The sequence below is a fragment of the Olivibacter sp. CPCC 100613 genome (assembly GCF_036959255.1).
Classification (GTDB): domain Bacteria; phylum Bacteroidota; class Bacteroidia; order Sphingobacteriales; family Sphingobacteriaceae; genus Olivibacter.
Map to the genome: position 1 here is coordinate 1,004,257 of NZ_JAWMTI010000001.1, position 17,552 is coordinate 1,021,808.

18 protein-coding genes are annotated in these 17,552 nt (G+C 38.7%); 12 read left to right on the plus strand and 6 right to left on the minus strand.

The window, feature by feature from the left end:
- The first annotated feature begins 71 nt into the window (after nucleotides 1-71).
- Nucleotides 72-803, plus strand: a complete 732-nt coding sequence (gene rnc, locus RYH73_RS03920) for a ribonuclease III (protein ID WP_335311959.1) — start codon at nucleotides 72-74, stop codon at nucleotides 801-803.
- A gap of 28 nt (nucleotides 804-831) precedes the next feature.
- Here rnc and RYH73_RS03925 read toward each other — a convergent pair whose 3' ends face one another.
- Complete coding sequence (locus tag RYH73_RS03925; RefSeq protein WP_335311960.1) at nucleotides 832-2,112, minus strand: replication-associated recombination protein A; 1,281 nt, start codon at nucleotides 2,110-2,112, stop codon at nucleotides 832-834.
- 158 nt (nucleotides 2,113-2,270) lie between these two features.
- On the opposite strand from RYH73_RS03925, the gene RYH73_RS03930 reads away from it, so the two are divergent.
- The 3 genes from RYH73_RS03930 to RYH73_RS03940 all read left to right on the plus strand — a co-directional run bounded on the left by RYH73_RS03930 (nucleotide 2,271) and on the right by RYH73_RS03940 (nucleotide 6,500).
- The gene (locus RYH73_RS03930) at nucleotides 2,271-3,458 is read left to right on the plus strand and encodes a tetratricopeptide repeat protein (RefSeq protein WP_335311961.1); all 1,188 of its coding nucleotides are present in this window, start codon (nucleotides 2,271-2,273) and stop codon (nucleotides 3,456-3,458) included.
- A 183-nt stretch (nucleotides 3,459-3,641) separates the two neighbouring features.
- Nucleotides 3,642-5,804, plus strand: coding sequence for a carboxy terminal-processing peptidase (locus RYH73_RS03935; protein WP_335311962.1), 2,163 nt, complete (start codon nucleotides 3,642-3,644; stop codon nucleotides 5,802-5,804).
- 123 nt (nucleotides 5,805-5,927) lie between these two features.
- Nucleotides 5,928-6,500 carry a nitroreductase family protein gene (locus RYH73_RS03940; protein WP_335311963.1) on the plus strand — a complete coding sequence of 191 codons (573 nt, stop codon included), beginning with the start codon at nucleotides 5,928-5,930 and terminating at the stop codon, nucleotides 6,498-6,500.
- Between the two features lie 13 nt (nucleotides 6,501-6,513).
- On the opposite strand, the gene RYH73_RS03945 is transcribed toward RYH73_RS03940, so the two are convergent.
- The 3 genes from RYH73_RS03945 to RYH73_RS03955 all read right to left on the minus strand — a co-directional run bounded on the left by RYH73_RS03945 (nucleotide 6,514) and on the right by RYH73_RS03955 (nucleotide 8,645).
- Complete coding sequence (locus RYH73_RS03945) at nucleotides 6,514-7,164, minus strand: hypothetical protein (protein ID WP_335311964.1); 651 nt, start codon at nucleotides 7,162-7,164, stop codon at nucleotides 6,514-6,516.
- Nucleotides 7,165-7,231: 67 nt separating this feature from the next.
- On the minus strand, nucleotides 7,232-7,510 hold the full coding sequence (locus RYH73_RS03950) for a NifU family protein (protein ID WP_335311965.1): 279 nt from the start codon (nucleotides 7,508-7,510) through the stop codon (nucleotides 7,232-7,234).
- A 46-nt stretch (nucleotides 7,511-7,556) separates the two neighbouring features.
- Nucleotides 7,557-8,645, minus strand: a complete 1,089-nt coding sequence (locus RYH73_RS03955) for an Mrp/NBP35 family ATP-binding protein (protein WP_335311966.1) — start codon at nucleotides 8,643-8,645, stop codon at nucleotides 7,557-7,559.
- Nucleotides 8,646-8,847: 202 nt separating this feature from the next.
- Here RYH73_RS03955 and RYH73_RS03960 point away from each other — a divergent pair, with 202 nt between their 5' ends.
- The 6 genes from RYH73_RS03960 to RYH73_RS03985 all read left to right on the plus strand — a co-directional run bounded on the left by RYH73_RS03960 (nucleotide 8,848) and on the right by RYH73_RS03985 (nucleotide 15,109).
- Nucleotides 8,848-10,884, plus strand: a complete 2,037-nt coding sequence (locus RYH73_RS03960; protein WP_335311967.1) for a transglycosylase domain-containing protein — start codon at nucleotides 8,848-8,850, stop codon at nucleotides 10,882-10,884.
- Nucleotides 10,884-11,417 (plus strand): hypoxanthine phosphoribosyltransferase, encoded by a 534-nt coding sequence (hpt, locus tag RYH73_RS03965; protein WP_335311968.1) that lies wholly within the window; start codon nucleotides 10,884-10,886, stop codon nucleotides 11,415-11,417. The genes RYH73_RS03960 and hpt overlap by 1 nt, the downstream gene beginning before the upstream one ends.
- Nucleotides 11,418-11,554: 137 nt before the next feature.
- Complete coding sequence (locus tag RYH73_RS03970; RefSeq protein WP_335311969.1) at nucleotides 11,555-12,232, plus strand: phosphatidylserine decarboxylase family protein; 678 nt, start codon at nucleotides 11,555-11,557, stop codon at nucleotides 12,230-12,232.
- A gap of 20 nt (nucleotides 12,233-12,252) precedes the next feature.
- Nucleotides 12,253-13,278 carry a sensor histidine kinase gene (locus RYH73_RS03975; protein WP_335311970.1) on the plus strand — a complete coding sequence of 342 codons (1,026 nt, stop codon included), beginning with the start codon at nucleotides 12,253-12,255 and terminating at the stop codon, nucleotides 13,276-13,278.
- A 113-nt stretch (nucleotides 13,279-13,391) separates the two neighbouring features.
- On the plus strand, nucleotides 13,392-14,039 hold the full coding sequence (locus RYH73_RS03980) for a DUF47 domain-containing protein (RefSeq protein WP_335311971.1): 648 nt from the start codon (nucleotides 13,392-13,394) through the stop codon (nucleotides 14,037-14,039).
- A 62-nt stretch (nucleotides 14,040-14,101) separates the two neighbouring features.
- Complete coding sequence (locus RYH73_RS03985) at nucleotides 14,102-15,109, plus strand: inorganic phosphate transporter (RefSeq protein WP_335311973.1); 1,008 nt, start codon at nucleotides 14,102-14,104, stop codon at nucleotides 15,107-15,109.
- A 37-nt stretch (nucleotides 15,110-15,146) separates the two neighbouring features.
- Here the strand turns inward: RYH73_RS03985 and RYH73_RS03990 are convergent, their stop codons facing one another.
- Together RYH73_RS03990 and RYH73_RS03995 are read right to left on the minus strand one after the other, a co-directional pair.
- Nucleotides 15,147-15,812, minus strand: coding sequence for a hypothetical protein (locus tag RYH73_RS03990; protein WP_335311975.1), 666 nt, complete (start codon nucleotides 15,810-15,812; stop codon nucleotides 15,147-15,149).
- The gene (locus tag RYH73_RS03995; RefSeq protein ID WP_335311976.1) at nucleotides 15,793-16,374 is read right to left on the minus strand and encodes an RNA polymerase sigma factor; all 582 of its coding nucleotides are present in this window, start codon (nucleotides 16,372-16,374) and stop codon (nucleotides 15,793-15,795) included. The genes RYH73_RS03990 and RYH73_RS03995 overlap by 20 nt, the downstream gene beginning before the upstream one ends.
- 167 nt (nucleotides 16,375-16,541) lie before the next feature.
- Between RYH73_RS03995 and RYH73_RS04000 the strand changes: the two genes are divergently transcribed.
- Both RYH73_RS04000 and RYH73_RS04005 read left to right on the plus strand, forming a co-directional pair.
- Nucleotides 16,542-16,949, plus strand: a complete 408-nt coding sequence (locus RYH73_RS04000) for a DUF4199 domain-containing protein (protein ID WP_335311977.1) — start codon at nucleotides 16,542-16,544, stop codon at nucleotides 16,947-16,949.
- Nucleotides 16,950-17,071: 122 nt separating this feature from the next.
- Nucleotides 17,072-17,551 carry a hypothetical protein gene (locus RYH73_RS04005; protein WP_335311978.1) on the plus strand — a complete coding sequence of 160 codons (480 nt, stop codon included), beginning with the start codon at nucleotides 17,072-17,074 and terminating at the stop codon, nucleotides 17,549-17,551.
- The last annotated feature ends 1 nt before the right edge of the window (nucleotide 17,552 follow it).

Genomic DNA, 17,552 nt, shown 5'->3' on the forward strand with positions numbered 1-17,552 from the left:
ACCTATTCTTTTTGAAGACTGCAGTGAAGTAAATGGTATCTATGGAATTTTGAAAATTTTCCAAATGAATAATGTCTATTTTTAGCATTTATAAGCTCTACCTTTCGTCCAAACGAAAATACGTTCGGGCATTGAAAAATTTACTTGGATTTATACCGGGAAATTTGTACCTCTATCAGATGGCTTTTCGCCATAAATCGGTTGCGGTGCAAGTAAAGAAAGGAACAAAAAATAGTAACGAGCGACTGGAGTTTTTAGGAGATGCTATTTTAGGAGCCGTCATAGCTGAGCTTTTGTTTAAGATGTACCCTTATAAGGATGAGGGCTTTTTAACAGAGATGCGTTCAAAGATCGTCAGTAGAGTTCATCTTAACCAATTAGCTAGAAAACTTGGTTTTGATGAACTTATTCAGTACGATTCTAAAATGGTAGGATATCCCGGTAAGTCGAGTTCTTTACTGGGTGATGCTTTCGAAGCGCTCATTGGGGCTGTCTATCTTGATAAAGGATACTTGTTTACCCGTAATTTCCTTCTAAACCGCATTATAAAACCACACGTAGATATTCATCTATTAGAACAAACCGAAACAAACTTTAAGAGTAGGTTAATTGAATGGTGTCAATCTACCGGTAACGACGTTCTCTTTGAAGTCACAAATAATGCGGAAGGAGAAAGCGCTAAGTTATTCACAGTAGAAGCAATTATTTCGGGAGAGGTTAGAGGTATCGGACGTGACTATAATAAGAAAAATGCTGAAAAACTAGCCGCTGAAAAAGCCTGCGAAACATTAGGCATCGTTTAAAGAGCTGTACTTTGGCTGATACTAGACATTAGTAACCATACTTATTCTTCCATAATTTTTTTAGTTGCTCCCTTAGCTTTTGTTCGGCAGGATTGTTTCCCGGATCGTATAATTGTTGACCACTCAATCCATTAGGCATAAACTCCTGTTCAACAAAATTCCCTTCGTAAGCGTGCGCGTATCTGTATTCCTTTCCATAATTTAAATTTTTCATCAATTTTGTTGGCGCATTTCTTAAATGTAAGGGAACGGATAAGTCGCCCGTTTGCCTTACAAGCGCTTGGGCGTTATTAATAGCCTCGTAAGCAGCATTGCTCTTTGGTGACGAAGCCATATAAGTTACCGTTTGCGAAAGAATGATTCTTGATTCCGGCCAACCAATTACATTTACAGCCTGAAAACAGTTGTTTGCCAACAGCAGTGCATTTGGATTTGCATTACCGATATCCTCGGAGGCTAAAATGAGCAGTCTTCTGGCAATAAATAAGGGATCCTCTCCACCTTCTATCATTCGGGCAAGCCAATATACAGCTGCATTTGGGTCACTTCCTCGAATGGATTTTATGAAAGCAGAAATAATATCATAATGCTGTTCTCCCGCTTTGTCGTAGAGCGCCATGTTTTGTTGAACCTGTTTTAGCACAAAATCATTATTGATGTGATGCTCTTCACTAGAAAGGGCATTACTAACCAGCTCCAACACGTTGAGTAGTTTTCTGGCATCTCCTCCTGAAATTCGGAGCAGCGCTTCGTGTTCGTCAATGATAATTTTTTTCTCTTTTAAAGCCGGATCGCTCGCTATTGCCTTTTGCAGTAGCGTCACAAGGTCACTTTCTTCCAAGGGCTTCAAGGTATATACCTGGCAGCGGGATAATAGCGCGGATATAACTTCAAAAGAGGGATTCTCTGTTGTGGCTCCTATTAATGTCACTAACCCGCGTTCGACAGCACTTAACAAAGAATCTTGCTGGGATTTTGAGAAACGATGGATTTCGTCAATAAACAAAATGGGCTGATCCTGAAACATAGCCTTGCTTAAGTTCGCTTTTTCGATGACTTCTCTCACATCTTTAACCCCGGCATTTATCGCGCTGAGGTTAAAAAAAGGGCGATTTAAGCGTTTTGAAATAATGTAAGCCAAGGTCGTCTTTCCGACACCGGGGGGACCCCATAATATCATTGACGGAAGATTGTTGCTTTCAATGGACTTTCTTAAAGCGGCATCCGGGCCCAATAGGTGATACTGACCAACATAATCGTTTATATTTTCCGGGCGCATGCGCTCAGCCAAGGGAGGAGTTGTTGCCATCTTTTTTAGCAAACTTACTATTATTTTTATCTAAATGCAATATGAAGATCTTTTAAGATGCACGGAAGAATTAGGTTAAGTGTTGGCTATCATAAAATTGCAAATCAAACCAATTTTATATAAGTTTGTATATTGAGAAATGAATAAAAACGGTTTACGTGCAAAAGATACTTAAATACACATTGGTTTCTTGTCTAGTGATGGGCTTTGCGCCCGGTGTAAAAGGCAAGTTGGCCAAGAAGAGAAATGGTGATAAAGGGATCGTGTCAGACACAGTATCCGTGAAAAGCTTTACAGGGATAGGTCCCGTTCAGTATGAGCTTCCTCCTGAAAAAACAAAAGAACAATTACTTAGAGAAGCGTTTGACCAAAAGCATATTGCTTCGGGCTCTGTTACGAAGGAATTGGAAGAGCGGGATCTAAATATTGTTTTGCAACAGACCGGGCAGTATTACCCTTTACCTTCCAATACAGCTAACAGCACGATGGATTTGGAGACTTCCCTCCAACGTTCTTTGCAATCATATCTGCAGATTGGAAATATGGAAATGGTGTCAAATTTGCAAAATCGGTTGGCGCTTCTATATGTAAAAGATAAGAGATATGAAAAAGCAATTGGCAGTTTTGAAAGAGCCCTTGCTATAAAGGCTGAAATTAATGATTTTCATGCGCAGGCTATTATTGCAAGTAACTTAGGGGCCTTGTACGAGTTTTTAGATAATACAGATAGGGCCTTATTTTATTATGATTTGATGAACAAAAACGCTTTAAGGGCAAAAAGTGTGCATAACGAGGCTGTAGCCTTAGAGCATTTGGCGGTTTTAAAGGCGAGAAAGGGGCAATTTAAGGAAGCACAGCACGATATTATTAAGCGTGTTTTACCTTTATATAAGAAAGAGAAAAACGTAAGTGGTCGTGTGAGTGCCTATAATAGTTTAGCTGCAATTTATTTATTGGAGAAGAAATATACCGAATCTAGATGGTTTCACCTGCAGGCAGTAAAAGTTGCTTCCTTGGCAAGTAATAGTCAACGAGACATGTCATATAGCTTATACCATCTTGGTAAAGTAAAAAAATTGCTAAAAGAATATGAACTGGCCATCACCGATTATACATCAGCGGCTGCTTATGCTTTACAGGCGGGTGACGAGATGTTGAGATTGCGGATCTATGATGATTTGGGTGATGTGTACTTAAAAACAGAAAATTATACAAAAGCTTCTGAATATTTAACAGAATACCACCATATCAAAAACCGACTATTTCCCGCTAGCGATGTAAAGGTTGTTGTGTCAACAACAAAAGAAGAAGGCGCAATGACAGTAATGCAAAATACTTCAATGTAAGAGGTCGATCGACTAAAATAGCATCGCACAAATGTAAAATTTATATGATTTATAAAAGAAATAGTTTTATACTATATTGCTGTGTGATTTTTGGTTCTTTTTTTGATAATTTTAAAACCTTAAGGACAGCGTTGTCCGAAAGAGTATTACGTATAAATAATGGATATTAAATCGTTCCAAGAGATGTTGAAAAAATTGTTTTTGGCGTTGTTTATTGCTGCAGCTGTTGCTTGTAGTGCTAACCCGCGCGTTAAGTTGGATGAAGGTGCAGGAACTCTGCGGCCCAATGCCAAACAAGAAATTATAACCAAAGATTTAGTGGCGCTACTAGAAAAGGCGCATTACAAAAGAGTTCCTTTTAACGACTCTTTATCGTCTGTTGTTTTCGATCTGTACTTGAAAAACTTAGATCAAGGAAAAAATTATTTCCTTCAATCGGACATTGATAGTTTTGAGTCTTATCGTAAAGTTTTACTGAATGATTTAAAAAATGGTGATTTAAGTGCTATGTTTCATGTTTATAATGTTTATAGAAAGCGATTCAATGAACAATTAAAATATGCGATTTCGCAGATAGACAAAAAATATGATTTTACGAAAGACGAATCCTTTGTTTACGATCGAGAAAAGCTTGCTTGGTTTAAGACAGAAGCTGAGGCTCAGGAAAGCTGGAAAAAAAGAATAAAATACGATCTTTTGAATCTGAAATTGAGTAGTACAGGCAAAGAGGGGGAAGAGGCTAAAAGCAAAAAAACACTCAAAGAACGGTATCAAAATTTGCTTTCACAGGAAAATACATCTAATAATTATGACGCTTTTCAAATCATGATGAATGCGTTCACGGGTGCAATTGATCCACACACCAATTACTTTACACCAGAGGATGCGCAGCGCTTTAATGAGAGCATGGCTCGTTCGTTTGAAGGAATAGGTGCACAGCTGATGATGGATAACGAAGTGGTAAAGGTAATGCGTATTGTTCCAGGGGGACCTGCATTTCGTGATAAGACACTTAAACAAGACGATCGAATTATAGCAGTTGCTCAAGGTGATGACGAATTTGTAGACGTAGTTGGTTGGCGGTTGGGTAATGTCGTGTCGAAAATAAAGGGCCCCAAAGGAACAACAGTTCGATTAAAAGTTATTCCTGCAGGACAGGAGCTCACTGCTGCTCCAAAGATTATATCTTTGGTACGGGATAAGATTGTAGATGAAGAACAATCAGCAAAGAAGGAAGTTAAAGAGGTTAAGGGAGAAGATGGGACGACCTACAAAATTGGCGTTATCAAAGTGCCTGGCTTTTATTTAAATTTTAAAGAGATGCAGGCTGGGAATCCGGATTATAAGAGTACAACGCGAGACGTCCGGCGGATTTTAGATACCTTAAAACAGGAAAAGGTGGATGCCGTTTTGATGGATTTGAGGGCAAACGGAGGAGGGTCTTTAATTGAAGCAGTTGAGTTAACGGGACTTTTCATTAAATCAGGACCCGTTGTACAGGTAAGGGATCCAAATAATCGCGTTGAGATCAATAACGACGAAGATGAAAGTATTAGCTGGGAGGGGCCTCTCGGTGTTATGATTGATCGGTTTAGTGCATCGGCGTCCGAGATTTTTGCCGCCGCTATTCAAGACTATGGACGTGGAATTATTATCGGAACCCAATCTTATGGTAAGGGTACTGTGCAAAGTGCGGTAGCGATGGATCAGTTCATTAGCCGTGCAGATCGATTATTGCTAACCGCAAGGGACAAAACAAATGAAGCTTCCAATGTGGATGACGGTATGCCTCAGGGAGCTCCTAAATTTGGACAAATTAATTTCACCACATTCAAATTTTATCGGATAAACGGGAGTAGTACACAGCATAAAGGAGTTACGCCCGATATCGAATTTCCTATGATTTATGCGGCCGATAAGTTTGGAGAGAGCTCTGAAAAAGCAGCGCTTCCCTGGGATCAGATTAAATCATCCTCCTACACACCTTATGCAGATTTAAATGCGATCAAACCAAATCTGATAGAGAAACATAATGAGCGGATGAAGACATCTACGGAGTATAAGTATCTTTTAGATGATATTGAAACATTTAATAAACGTGAAGGTGAAACTTCGGTTTCCTTGCAGGAAACGAAATTAAAGAAGGAAAGAGAAGATCAGGATGTAAAAAATAGGGATCGGGTAAATGCTCGGCGTCAACTAAAAGGCTTGCCGGTTATCGCAAAAGGACAGGCTCTACCTCGGATGGATAATGACTTTATCGAAGATGAAAGTCTAGATATTATGGCCGACTTTATAAAACTGAAATCAGCTACCGGTGGCCAGATGGTGTCTAATGTAAAGTAGCGTCTTTATGTGCGTATATCGAACTAAACAACCATAGCCACTTTAAGTGGCTATGGTTGTTTATAGCCTATAATATCCTGTTAGCAATTAGAAGAAATAAGCATTGATAAGATAATTTTTATTATGAATACTGAAAAGATCATTTTGGATAATATAAAATATAGAAGAAGCATTTTTCCCGTAAGTTATATCGATCAAGATATTCCGGATGAAATTATAAAGGAACTATTGACCTATGCAAACTATGCGCCAAGTCATAAGCTTACTCAACCTTGGTTTTTTACCGTATTTAATGGAGAAGGACGTTCGGCACTTGCTGATAAAATGGCTGAATTATATAGAGCACAAACAAATGAAGAACAGTTTTTGCAAAAGAAGTATGATAATATCAAGGAGAAAATTCTAAAATCTGCTGCGATAGTTGCGATTAATATTGCTTATAGCGGCATAGTTCCAGAATGGGAGGAAGTGGCGGCTATTGGGTGTGCGGCACAAAACCTCTGGCTTGCGGCTAGAGCGAAAGGCATAGGTGGTTACTGGAGCACACCGGGAACTTTGAGTGGGCTGAAAGATTTTTTACAGCTCGGGCGAAATGAAGCATGTCTTGGTCTTTTTTACCTAGGATATCACCACGAAAAAGAAACTACCGGTTTAAGAAAACCGATTGACGAAAAAATTCGTTGGATAAAAAGTTAATGCGTAAACGATGCTAATTGTCGCTTGCTCTGCTCTTATTTCCTTGAGTAATCTGATTAATAAAGCTTGCCCAGGCTAAAGGACTAAATAAAGCATTGGAATTCCGTTGATTGACCGTCTTATTCGTTAAACCGATATGCCTGCTCGTAGCATCTAAATTTTGGATCTCGGAAGCATTCCTTGGTACTACTTTAGACATGGCTACTAAAGATTCATACGAAAGGTTCCGTTGAGCAATTAGGTAGTCATCATCAGCGATCTGCAAATTCATGAAGGCATAGTTGAATTCATCAATACTTGCCCAGGGATAAACAGTTACTACCGGCAAATCGATGATTTGTGCTTTCATTGTTAGCGCAACTGTGACCTTATTACTGGCGGTTTTTGGTATTATTAACTGTTCAGAGCGATAACCTACGGCGCTGAGTTTTATCGTGTCTCCTTCATGGGCGACAAAAGAAAAGAAACCTTGATGATTTGCGTTAAAAAGCTGCTTTTGATAAGAAAGATTCGTTAATGTTACATAGGGAACTGCGATACTTGAGTCAGCATTATGTATAACCCCGCTGAATTGCACTAGCTTTTTTTCTGTATGCTGTTGGGCCGATGTTAAAGCCGATACGCTAAAAATAAGCAAGCAGGTTACAAAAGCGATTTTTTTCATAATGCGATAAAACTACCAAAACTCAGCAAAACCTCCTGTTAAATAATGTTAAAAGGAATTACTCCAATTAGTTAACACGTTGGGGTATGGTTGCGTTTGGGTCGTTTGGATCGGTAATGTTGATGGCTTCTACTGCGGTAATTTCAGGAACAGCTTTTTGAATGGCTTGTTCCAAACCCGCTTTGAAAGTCATAATACTCATCGAGCAAGACGCGCACGATCCTAACAAGCGCAGGCGAACTACATTTTCCGACGTAATTTCTTCTATGGTTACATTACCACCGTCTGCCTCGAGATAAGGCCTTAAGGTGTTTAGTGCTTCTTCTACTCTCTCCTGTAAGCTCATAACCTTATATGGTTTTAAAAATAGATGTAAAGATACTAAAAATTATTTACTGTATAAAATTGGGCTTTTGTTCATCCTTTAAATTATGCTGTAAGGAGAGTTGTTGTGCCACTTTTTCAGCAATTGATATAAAATTTCCTGAAATGAATTCATCCTCATCTGTGACAATCGGATAGCCGTTATCACCGGCATCGCTAATACTCTTGACCAAAGGAAGCTCCCCTAAAAATGGGGCATCAAACTTTTCAGCAAGACGTTTACCACCATCTTTTCCAAAGATGTAATACTTGTTGTCGGGTAACTCGGCGGGTGTGAAATAGGCCATATTTTCGATTATACCTAATAGCGGTATATTGATGGTGTCCATCATGAACATACCGATGCCTTTCGTTGCATCGGCCAATGCAACATTTTGGGGTGTCGTAACGATAACGGCTCCGGCCACCGGATAATTCTGAGCGACTGTAATATGTACGTCTCCGGTACCAGGAGGCAGGTCAACCACTAGATAATCCAAATCGCCCCAGTCGGCATCATTAAATAACTGTTTAATAGCAGCACTTACCATCGGCCCTCTCCAAGGGATGGGCTGGTTCGGATCGGTAAAGAAACCGATGGATAATAATTTAATTCCAAATTTTTCAATTGGTTCTATTTTTGTTTTTCCGTCAGCTGTTTTAGAGGCCGTTGGACGTGCTCCTTCAACCCCAAACATTAAAGGAATTGACGGTCCGTAAATATCTGCATCCAATAATCCTGTTTTTGCGCCCTTAAGATGGAGGGCTAAAGCTAGATTGGCTGCAACAGTTGATTTACCAACGCCACCCTTACCCGAAGCAACAACGATAATATTTTTTATGTTAGCTAATTGTTGATTCGGTGCAGCTTTTACCTGAGACGTCATGTTTATGGAAACGTCAATATTTTTATCGACAAAGTGCGCGATGGCATTACGGCAGGCGTGCTCAATATGATCTTTCATTGGGCAAGCCGGGGTGGTAAGCACAACACTAAAGCTAATTTTATGTGGTGTGATCTCAATATCTTTGATCATGTTTAATGTAACAAGATCTTTTTTGAAATCAGGGTCTTCAACAAAACTTAAAGCGTGTAATATCTGTTCTTTAGTTATCATTTGAACTCCATATTTTATGCAAAAATACGAAATATAGGGTAGATAAAGTTGGCTTTGCCCGGGTTTACGGTATTTCTACATTTAATAAACAAAAGAAGGCGAATAAGACATTGACAGCATATACTTCGGATTCCAAATGGTTACGTGATTAATAATGAGAGAATAATATTACTTTTGGCGAAGAATCGTGCGTCCATTCGTTATGATAAAACAATATTTAAAAAAAATCCACCCGAAACACCTCAAGATTGCGCTTATTGTCCTTGGGACGATAATGGTGGCATTCATCATTGCTGTCGGAGTACTCTATAATAAAAGAGAAAGTTTGTTACAGAAAGCATTACAGCAAGTTAAAAAGCAAGCTCAAACCGAATACGATTTGAAGGTGACGATCGACAAAGCGTATTTTTCGGGTTTTAGTACGGTAGCCGTTGAAGGCTTTCGTATTTTACCGAATCAGCGAGAACAATTAATAGACATCAATTATTTAGATATTACAGTGAAGCTTTGGCCCCTTTTATCAGGGAACATCAAAGTGTCTGCGCTGAATTTGCATGATGCTAAACTATCTTTTGTAAAAAAAGACAGCCTAAGTAATTATGATTTTTTGTTTAAACAAAAGGAAGTGGATACCACAAAGACGGCCACTAAAATGAACTTGGCAGAATTAGCCGATAAGCTGATCAACAGTGTACTTTATAAGATTCCTGAGAACATGGAACTTACTGATTTTGAAGCAAGTTATATGGATGATAGTACCAAACAAGTTGTGTCTGTACCTAAAGCTATTATTGATGACGGTGATTTGTCATCTACGGTTGAAATCAATGATAATGAGGCGGTTTGGCATGTTTTGGGGCAAGTGCTTCCCTCTAAAAAACAATTGTATTTTAAAGTTTATGCAGAAGGAAAGCCTGTTGAACTACCCGTTATTAAGAAGAAATATGGGCTTACTTTGCGGTTCGATACGTTGGAAACGGATCTTAAGAAGGTGACAATGAACGGTGGAGAATTGCAAATATCCGGCGGATGGGCTGCGAAAAATCTTGTTATCCAGCATTGGAGAATAGCTGAGCAGGAGATCATTGTTCCGCAAGGGCATATCGACGCTAAGGTTCTGGTCGGCGAAAACTACATCGGACTGGATAGAAGTTCTGAAGTAAAAATCAAAAAATTAGTTGCTCATCCTTTTGGAAAAATAACATTTAAGCCACACCGTAGCATAGAATTAGGGGTAGATATGCCTGAAATTAATGCACAGGATATGTTTGATTCCTTTCCTCATGGTATGTTTGATAATTTAGAGGGAATCAGGGTCTCTGGAAAATTAAAATATCATTTAGATTTATTCGTGGATTTAGATAATCCGGATAGCGTAAGGCTCTCCGCAGGGATGGATAAAAAAGGATTTCGAATAAATTCTTGGGGGAAAACGAATTTATCGAAAATAAATACACCATTTACGTATATACCGTACGAAGACGGAAAAGCAATGCGAAGTATTGATGTTTCACCCAATAATCCAAATTTTACTTCGCTTAATGACATATCTCCCAATCTTAGGAATGCCGTGCTTACTACTGAAGACCCCTCTTTTTTTAGCCATAAGGGCTTTGTGATCGATGCGTTCAAAATGTCTATTACAACCAATTTAAAAGCCAAAGCATTTAAACGGGGCGGGAGTACAATTTCTATGCAGCTAGTAAAAAATGTGTTTCTGGGAAGAGAAAAAACATTGGCACGGAAAATAGAAGAGATATTAATGGTCTGGCTCATAGAAAATAATCAAGTAGTGAGCAAAAGCAGAATGTTTGAAGTTTATCTCAATATCATTGAGTGGGGAAGAAATGTATATGGAATAGGAGAAGCTGCGCGGTTTTACTTTGGAAAACATCCTTCTCAGTTGAATGTGGGAGAAAGCATTTATCTGGCCAGTATTATCCCTAAACCAAAAACAGGGCTCTATCCCTTTCAATATGATGGACATTTGAAGCCATATTTGGGGGGATATTTTAGATTAATAGGTGGTATTATGGCTCGAAGAGGACTGGCGCCTCGTGACAGTAGCAGTTACGGATTTTACAATGTGACCCTCCGTGAAGCACTGAGACCGGCTAGACCGGATACGCTTCAGGTCGACACAATAAAACAAGATTTTCTGGAAGAGGAGTTTGAAGAAGCGAAAGGTTTCTTTGAAAAGCTTTTTGGGAAAGATAAAAAACAAGAACAACAGGATTGATGAAAATACAGATAGATCATAAGGACTTCGAGCTAATGATCGAACATGAGCAGGTTAAAAAACGGTTGCGGTTGATAGGAATACAACTAAATGTAGCCTATGAGAATAGAATACCGGTATTTGTTGGGGTACTAAATGGATGCTTTATGTTCATGGCAGACCTCATGAAGGAGGTTCATATTGCCTCGGAAGTGTGTTTTGTGAAAATGGCTTCATATCGCGGTGATCAACGGGAGGAAGAGGTGAAAACGCTGATTGGCCTTCCTAATTCCCTAAAAGGAAGAGAGGTGATAATTGTTGAAGATATTATAGATACCGGGAATACACTGAAGCAGGTGATCGAACTAGTTGAACGTGAAGAGCCAGTGTCTATTGCTGTTTGTACCCTGTTGTTGAAACCAGAAGCTCTTGAATATGATTTTGAAGAACTAGCTTATGTGGGTTTTGAAATTGAGAATCAATTTGTTGTAGGGTATGGGCTTGACTACAAGGGTATTGGCCGTAACCTAAAGGATATTTATCGGGCGGTTTAAGCGATCACAACGGTAACGGAACCCATGCTTACCTCTTGATAGCATACAAGATTATTAATAATTTATTCTGAGGAAAAAATGTGCTAAGTTTGTAGCTGGATTAATGCTTTGAAAGGCACACGTAATAATTAATTTTAATGAAATTCCATAAAGAAGGTTATACGACATTAGCGCTATCGATATTATTTGTTTTTGTAATAAATGCGTTAGTACATTTTTTTTACTCTGACAACATGATCTTGACATGGATCGTCTATATCCTTTCCTTTGTACTTCTTGTAACAGTGATACAGTTTTTCAGAAGCCCAATCCGTAAAATCGACTTACATCATCAAAAAATATTGTGCCCGGCAGATGGGAAGGTCGTGGTTATCGAGGAAACAGAGGAAACAGAATATTTCAAGGACCGGCGTTTACAGCTATCCATTTTCATGTCACCGATTAACGTGCATAGTAACAGGAGTCCGATTACAGGAGTTGTCAAATTTTTTAAATACCACCCGGGGAAATACTTGATGGCCTGGAATCCGAAATCTTCAACGCTAAATGAACGAACGACAATAGTTGTGGAGAACTCGTTCGGTGTAGAAGTTTTATTTAGGCAAATTGCGGGGGCATTGGCGAGGCGTATTGTCTGGTATGTTAATGAAGGAAAAGAGGTAAAGCAAGGAGAAGAGTTTGGTTTTATTAAATTTGGTTCTCGTGTAGATGTTTTTTTGCCAATAGGAACTAAGGTAAATGTGAAATTAGGCGATAAAGTTAAAGGAGGTATTACCGTCTTAGGGGAATTTGATGAAGAGAAGCGTGTTGATTAAAAACGTCAAACTTACTAGTTATGCAATTTAAATTGCTGGTCTCAATAAATGCGTTAATTGTTGCTTTATCATTAAGTTCGGTAAACTTTTACTTTCAACATAGCTGGTATTATTTCATTATTACCTTTGTTATTGCTTTCATTTGCAGTTTTTTTGTTTTTTATTACCTTATCGAGCGGTACATTTATCGAAAGATCACCCTTATTTATAAAATGATCCACAATCTTAAGTTGGGTAAAGATCTAAAGGAAGCGTTGGGTGAACAATTAGGAGACGATCCAATTAATGACGTACACGAAGAAGTAAGAGCTTGGGCAAGGGAGAAAAAAATCGAAATAGACGCCCTGAAAAATCAAGAGCAATTTCGCAGGGAGTTCCTTTCGAATATATCACATGAATTTAAAACACCACTTTTTGCAATTCAAGGGTATTTAGAAGCCGTTCAAGATGGCCTTATGTATGAAGATCCTGAACGAGCAGAAACTTTTTTGCAAAAGGCATCGAACAACATCGATCGCCTAAGTTATCTCATAAAGGATTTGGATGAAATAGCTAAACTGGAAAGTGGTGAAATTAAAATAAATTACCAACGATTTGATCTTTCGATGCTGGTGAAAGAGGTAATGGAATCATTGGAATTAAAAGCTGAAAAGCACGATATAGAACTCATATTTAAACCTAAATATAGCTATCCGATATTTGTAAATGCCGATCGTGAAAAAATCCGGCAAGTTTTGGTCAACCTAATTAGCAACTCTATCAAGTACGGGAAGGAGAAAGGACATACGTATATCAAAACCTATGAATTGCATGACCAGGTACTCCTTGAGGTGACAGATGATGGAATCGGAATTGAGGAGAAGTATTTACCGCGCTTATTTGAACGTTTTTTTAGAACCGATCGAAGTCGTTCCAGGCAAATTGGTGGATCTGGATTAGGCTTGGCTATTGTGAAACATATTCTTGAAGCCCATCAACAGACAATTTCTGTACGAAGCACGGAAGGACTTGGATCAACCTTTGGATTTACACTGGCAAAGTCGTAGTTAATATGACCTTCTGTATACGTTACACAAATGTTCAGTGAAGCAGAGATTGCATAAACTTAACATTAACTTAACATTAAGGAGATACCTTTGCAACATAATTTAAAAGTAAAATGTCGCTAAACAGTATATTTCAATACTTTGTTCCTAAGGACAAAAAGTTTTTCCCGCTTTTTGAACAGGCAAGTACTAACCTGATAGACATCGCTCAGGCACTTCATGAGGCCGTTAATACAGATGACATAGAACAACGAAAATTGCTTTATAAAAAGGTCAAAGATTTAGAGCATAAAGGCGATGAAATAACCCATCAAATACATTTGGAGTTAGGGAAAAATTTTATTACACCCTTTGATCGAGAAGACATTCATACACTTGCGAGTGCTTTGGATGATATTGCTGACTATATTTTTGACTCTGCAAACCGGATGGAGCTTTACCATGTGGATATCATTACCGAGCCAATCCGCGAATTAGCCAACCTAATTGTAGAAGCAGTTACTGCGCTTTCCAAAGGGATGCATGAGCTAAGAAACTTAAAAAACGTGCGCAGCATAGCAGATGCCTGTGTACGGGTTAATAGCGTTGAAAATAAAGCTGATTATGTTTACAATAAAGCGATAGGTGACCTGTTCTTGTATGAAAAAGATGCGATAACTCTTATAAAATATAAAGAAGTACTTGCTACGTTGGAAACTGCAACAGATATGTGTGAAGATGTGGCTAATGTGTTAGAAAGTATTTTAGTGAAAAATGCATAACGGCTTAGATGTGCTATTTGAGTTTACATTTAAACCCTCCACTCATTAAAATTTAGAAATCTATGTTAACCATCTTGGTCGTTGTTATTGTATTAGCCGTTGCTTTTGATTATATAAACGGTTTTCATGATGCAGCCAATTCCATTGCCACTATTGTATCAACTAAAGTTCTTACGCCTTTTCAAGCGGTACTTTGGGCTGCGGCTTTTAATTTTGCAGCTTATTTCTATTTTACAGACCATAAAGTTGCGAATACGATCGCAAAGACTGTTGTTGAAAATTACATTACATTGGAAGTTATTCTGGCTGGACTGATAGCTGCCATCGGATGGAATTTATTTACCTGGTATTATGGCATTCCTTCCAGTTCTTCCCATACACTCATCGGTGGTTTTGCAGGAGCAGGGATGGCTCATGCACTTTTTTTAGGAGACTCTGTTATGGGGGCCATCAATTTAGGCCCCACGTTAAAAATAATCTCTTTTATTGTCTTGGCGCCGGTCATTGGTATGTTAATATCAATTGTTATAACCCTGATCATTTTACACCTAGCGAAACGTTCGCGTCCGGCCGTTGCAGAAAAGTGGTTTAAGCGATTGCAGTTAGTTTCATCGGCAGCCTTGAGTTTTGCCCATGGAGGAAATGACGCGCAAAAGGTGATGGGGATCATTGTTGTTGCTATGGTTGCGGGCGGTTATTTACCAAATGCCGATCATATGCCGGAGTGGATTCCGTTAACCTGTTATACAGCGATATCATTAGGAACCATGAGTGGTGGATGGAAAATTGTGAAAACAATGGGTACAAAGATCACTAAAGTAACTGCTTTAGAGGGTGTTGGAGCCGAAACGGCAGGAGCCTTAACTTTAGGAATTACCGAGCACTTTGGTATTCCTGTTTCCACAACCCATACGATTACAGGTTCTATCATCGGTGTCGGCTTGGTTAAGCGTGTCTCGGCTGTTCGTTGGGGTGTAACGATAAGTTTGCTTTGGGCATGGGTATTAACGATTCCGGTGTCTGCTGTCTTGGCGGGCATCACTTACGGAATTATGCATTTTATTTTATAAAGAGTCCTTTATATGTTTTTGAAGAGACCTTGAGGCACTATTCAAAAACAAATTCAACTTCCGCTGATTTATTTGCTTCCCAAGCTGGTCCACCTTCTAATAAGCGTTTTATCTCGTTTATTTGACGATAGCTAGCTCCTTTTATCGTTTGTATATTAATGGGCCTTCCCTCTTGATCCACTTTAAATCGGAGAATAACAACACCTTTCGTCCTATCGGATTTCATATTTTCTAAAATGTAATCGTTAAAATGATCCCATCCAGCTATCGGCGATGAGGAAGATGTCTTTAATTTTCTCGCAATCGACAACCCATTACCAGAAGGGATGGGGTCACTTGTGTTGAGTTCCATTGTTACTTCTTGGTTGCCTCCATTATTGGCTATATTTCGCGTGTTAACCATCCAAAGTAAAACGCAAGCCAAAATGAAAAGTAGACAGGCAACGGCGGCTATACCAAGCCGTTGGGTAGTGAAGAGCATCCGGTTTCTCTCTTGCGGTTGCTCCGTTATCCTATCCTGTAGACGCTGTTGCAACAAGGTTAGGTGGTGCGTATTTACGCCTTTTTGTAGATAGCCTTCTAGTGCATCGTTTAAAAAGGGATCATCCAATGCTTCTCGTTCAAGTTTATTCATCTCCTCAGGAGTCAGTTCTCCTTTAAGGTATTGCTGAATTCGTATAATATTAGTCGCGTTGCTTGTCATTTTTTTCCATACAAATTTTCAGATTCCGTTTGCCATTTTGTATATGGCTTTTAACTTTATTCAAATCGTAGCCTGTAAGGTCTGCAATCTCTTTGTAGCATTTTTGATCCAAGTAAAATAGCCGAACACAGGCTCTTTGTTCTGCATTTAATTCCTGTAAACATTGCTCCATTAGATTGAGTTTGTTTTCAAGTGTATCTTCTCCTAAGAATTGATGCACAACAAGCTCGTTTTCCATAAAAGAATTTTCTTCTATTGAAATGGTATGGCTCTTATTCGCGTTTCTTAATTCCATGAGGCAATAATTTCTTGCAAATGAATAGAGCCAACTTTTGAAATTGCTAACCGTATGGATGCGCAATTTCTGTATGAGCTGCTCAAATATCTGCATAACGGCATCTTCGCTTCGAGCCTCATCTTTTAGATACTTCAGGCAGACACCATAAACAAGAGGCATATAAGGTTGGTATAGCGTTCCCAATATCTGTAATTCACCCGTAGATTTATATCGATTTAATAAATCAGCTTCGTTGTGTTTTTCTGTTTTTTTCTCGAATGCCAATGCGGTGCTTTTTTAACAACAATCTAAAATAATCATATAAAACAACTTTCGCAATCACGGGAGGGTTAAATGGACGCAGCTGTTAATTTGAAATACAATGCGTCAGAAATAACTATAAACAATTGGATATTAATCTTGTTATACTGAAACAATTAAAAACACTGATTATGAAACAAGCATGGCCATACGGTGTTCTGATCGGCATTCTTAGCGGAGTATGGATTTTCGTTATTCAGAAAACAGGAGGAAGATATTCTGTGGGATTTCTCGGAATTTCATGGATGGAATATCTTTCTGTTTTTATCCCGTTTTTGGGACTTTATTTTGGAATTGCTCATTATAAAAATACGCTTCCTAACCGACAGATTTCTTTTTTTAGAGCTTTTGTTCAAGGTTTTATGATTTTACTTGTAGGTGGCGTACTGGCGGGTTTAGCTACGGCGATATTGCTTCAGTATGAACGCCAGCCCTATATGGAAGAATATATAGGACGATGCGCCGGAGCGTTGCTGGTAGGTATTTTACTCAATCTGGCTGTAAGCCTTTGGTTCATGAATAAGCCGAAAAATCTTTAGTTTCCAGACACTATGTTTTTCAAGCGGTTCGAAATCGACATTGACGGTTGAGGCTCCCTATGCGTTTTTGTAAATTGCATATAAAATTCAGTTATCTAAGTTTTTGATGTACTTTCGTACCGATGGAACTGGATATAAATAATATTGATCGGGAAACACTTATTGCCGCAGGCGTTTTGGCGGCTATCTTTTTGTTTGTCAAAATTTTGTACGCGAATACTTTTAGGGCAACATTAAAATTGATAGCACCTGAAAATAGGTTCATGAAGCCTGGTGAAGCATTTTTGGTGCTGATTCCGATTTTTAATATTTATTGGAACTTCGAGTTAGCTAAGCGTATGTCCGATTCATTAACTAATGAATTCTATGATCGAAAAATTGCTGAGGAGGAATTTCCGGGACGCTCAACGGGGATTACTGTTGCAATTTTGTATATTATTACGATGTTTCCGCTATCGGTGAATATTTTGATGGGGGTGAATTTGGTCTACTTTTTCTATTTTTTTGCGTATTGGGTTAAAATGAACAGATTTAGAGAATTGTTAAAGGACCACGATATTTTTCTCGAAGAACAACAAGGGCACAAGAATGAAGAAAACTAAA

Bases quoted from the DNA above. Each gene is read 5' to 3' on its own strand.
- rnc (WP_335311959.1), top strand. From the start codon at position 72: ATGTCTATTTTTAGCATTTATAAGCTCTACCTTTCGTCCAAACGAAAA.
- RYH73_RS03925 (WP_335311960.1), bottom strand. From the start codon at position 2,112: ATGGCAACAACTCCTCCCTTGGCTGAGCGCATGCGCCCGGAAAATATA.
- RYH73_RS03935 (WP_335311962.1), top strand. From the start codon at position 3,642: ATGTTGAAAAAATTGTTTTTGGCGTTGTTTATTGCTGCAGCTGTTGCT.
- RYH73_RS03940 (WP_335311963.1), top strand. From the start codon at position 5,928: ATGAATACTGAAAAGATCATTTTGGATAATATAAAATATAGAAGAAGC.
- RYH73_RS03945 (WP_335311964.1), bottom strand. From the start codon at position 7,164: ATGAAAAAAATCGCTTTTGTAACCTGCTTGCTTATTTTTAGCGTATCG.
- RYH73_RS03950 (WP_335311965.1), bottom strand. From the start codon at position 7,510: ATGAGCTTACAGGAGAGAGTAGAAGAAGCACTAAACACCTTAAGGCCT.
- RYH73_RS03955 (WP_335311966.1), bottom strand. From the start codon at position 8,645: ATGATAACTAAAGAACAGATATTACACGCTTTAAGTTTTGTTGAAGAC.
- RYH73_RS03960 (WP_335311967.1), top strand. From the start codon at position 8,848: ATGATAAAACAATATTTAAAAAAAATCCACCCGAAACACCTCAAGATT.
- hpt (WP_335311968.1), top strand. From the start codon at position 10,884: ATGAAAATACAGATAGATCATAAGGACTTCGAGCTAATGATCGAACAT.
- RYH73_RS03970 (WP_335311969.1), top strand. From the start codon at position 11,555: ATGAAATTCCATAAAGAAGGTTATACGACATTAGCGCTATCGATATTA.
- RYH73_RS03975 (WP_335311970.1), top strand. From the start codon at position 12,253: ATGCAATTTAAATTGCTGGTCTCAATAAATGCGTTAATTGTTGCTTTA.
- RYH73_RS03980 (WP_335311971.1), top strand. From the start codon at position 13,392: ATGTCGCTAAACAGTATATTTCAATACTTTGTTCCTAAGGACAAAAAG.
- RYH73_RS03985 (WP_335311973.1), top strand. From the start codon at position 14,102: ATGTTAACCATCTTGGTCGTTGTTATTGTATTAGCCGTTGCTTTTGAT.
- RYH73_RS03990 (WP_335311975.1), bottom strand. From the start codon at position 15,812: ATGACAAGCAACGCGACTAATATTATACGAATTCAGCAATACCTTAAA.
- RYH73_RS04000 (WP_335311977.1), top strand. From the start codon at position 16,542: ATGAAACAAGCATGGCCATACGGTGTTCTGATCGGCATTCTTAGCGGA.
- RYH73_RS04005 (WP_335311978.1), top strand. From the start codon at position 17,072: ATGGAACTGGATATAAATAATATTGATCGGGAAACACTTATTGCCGCA.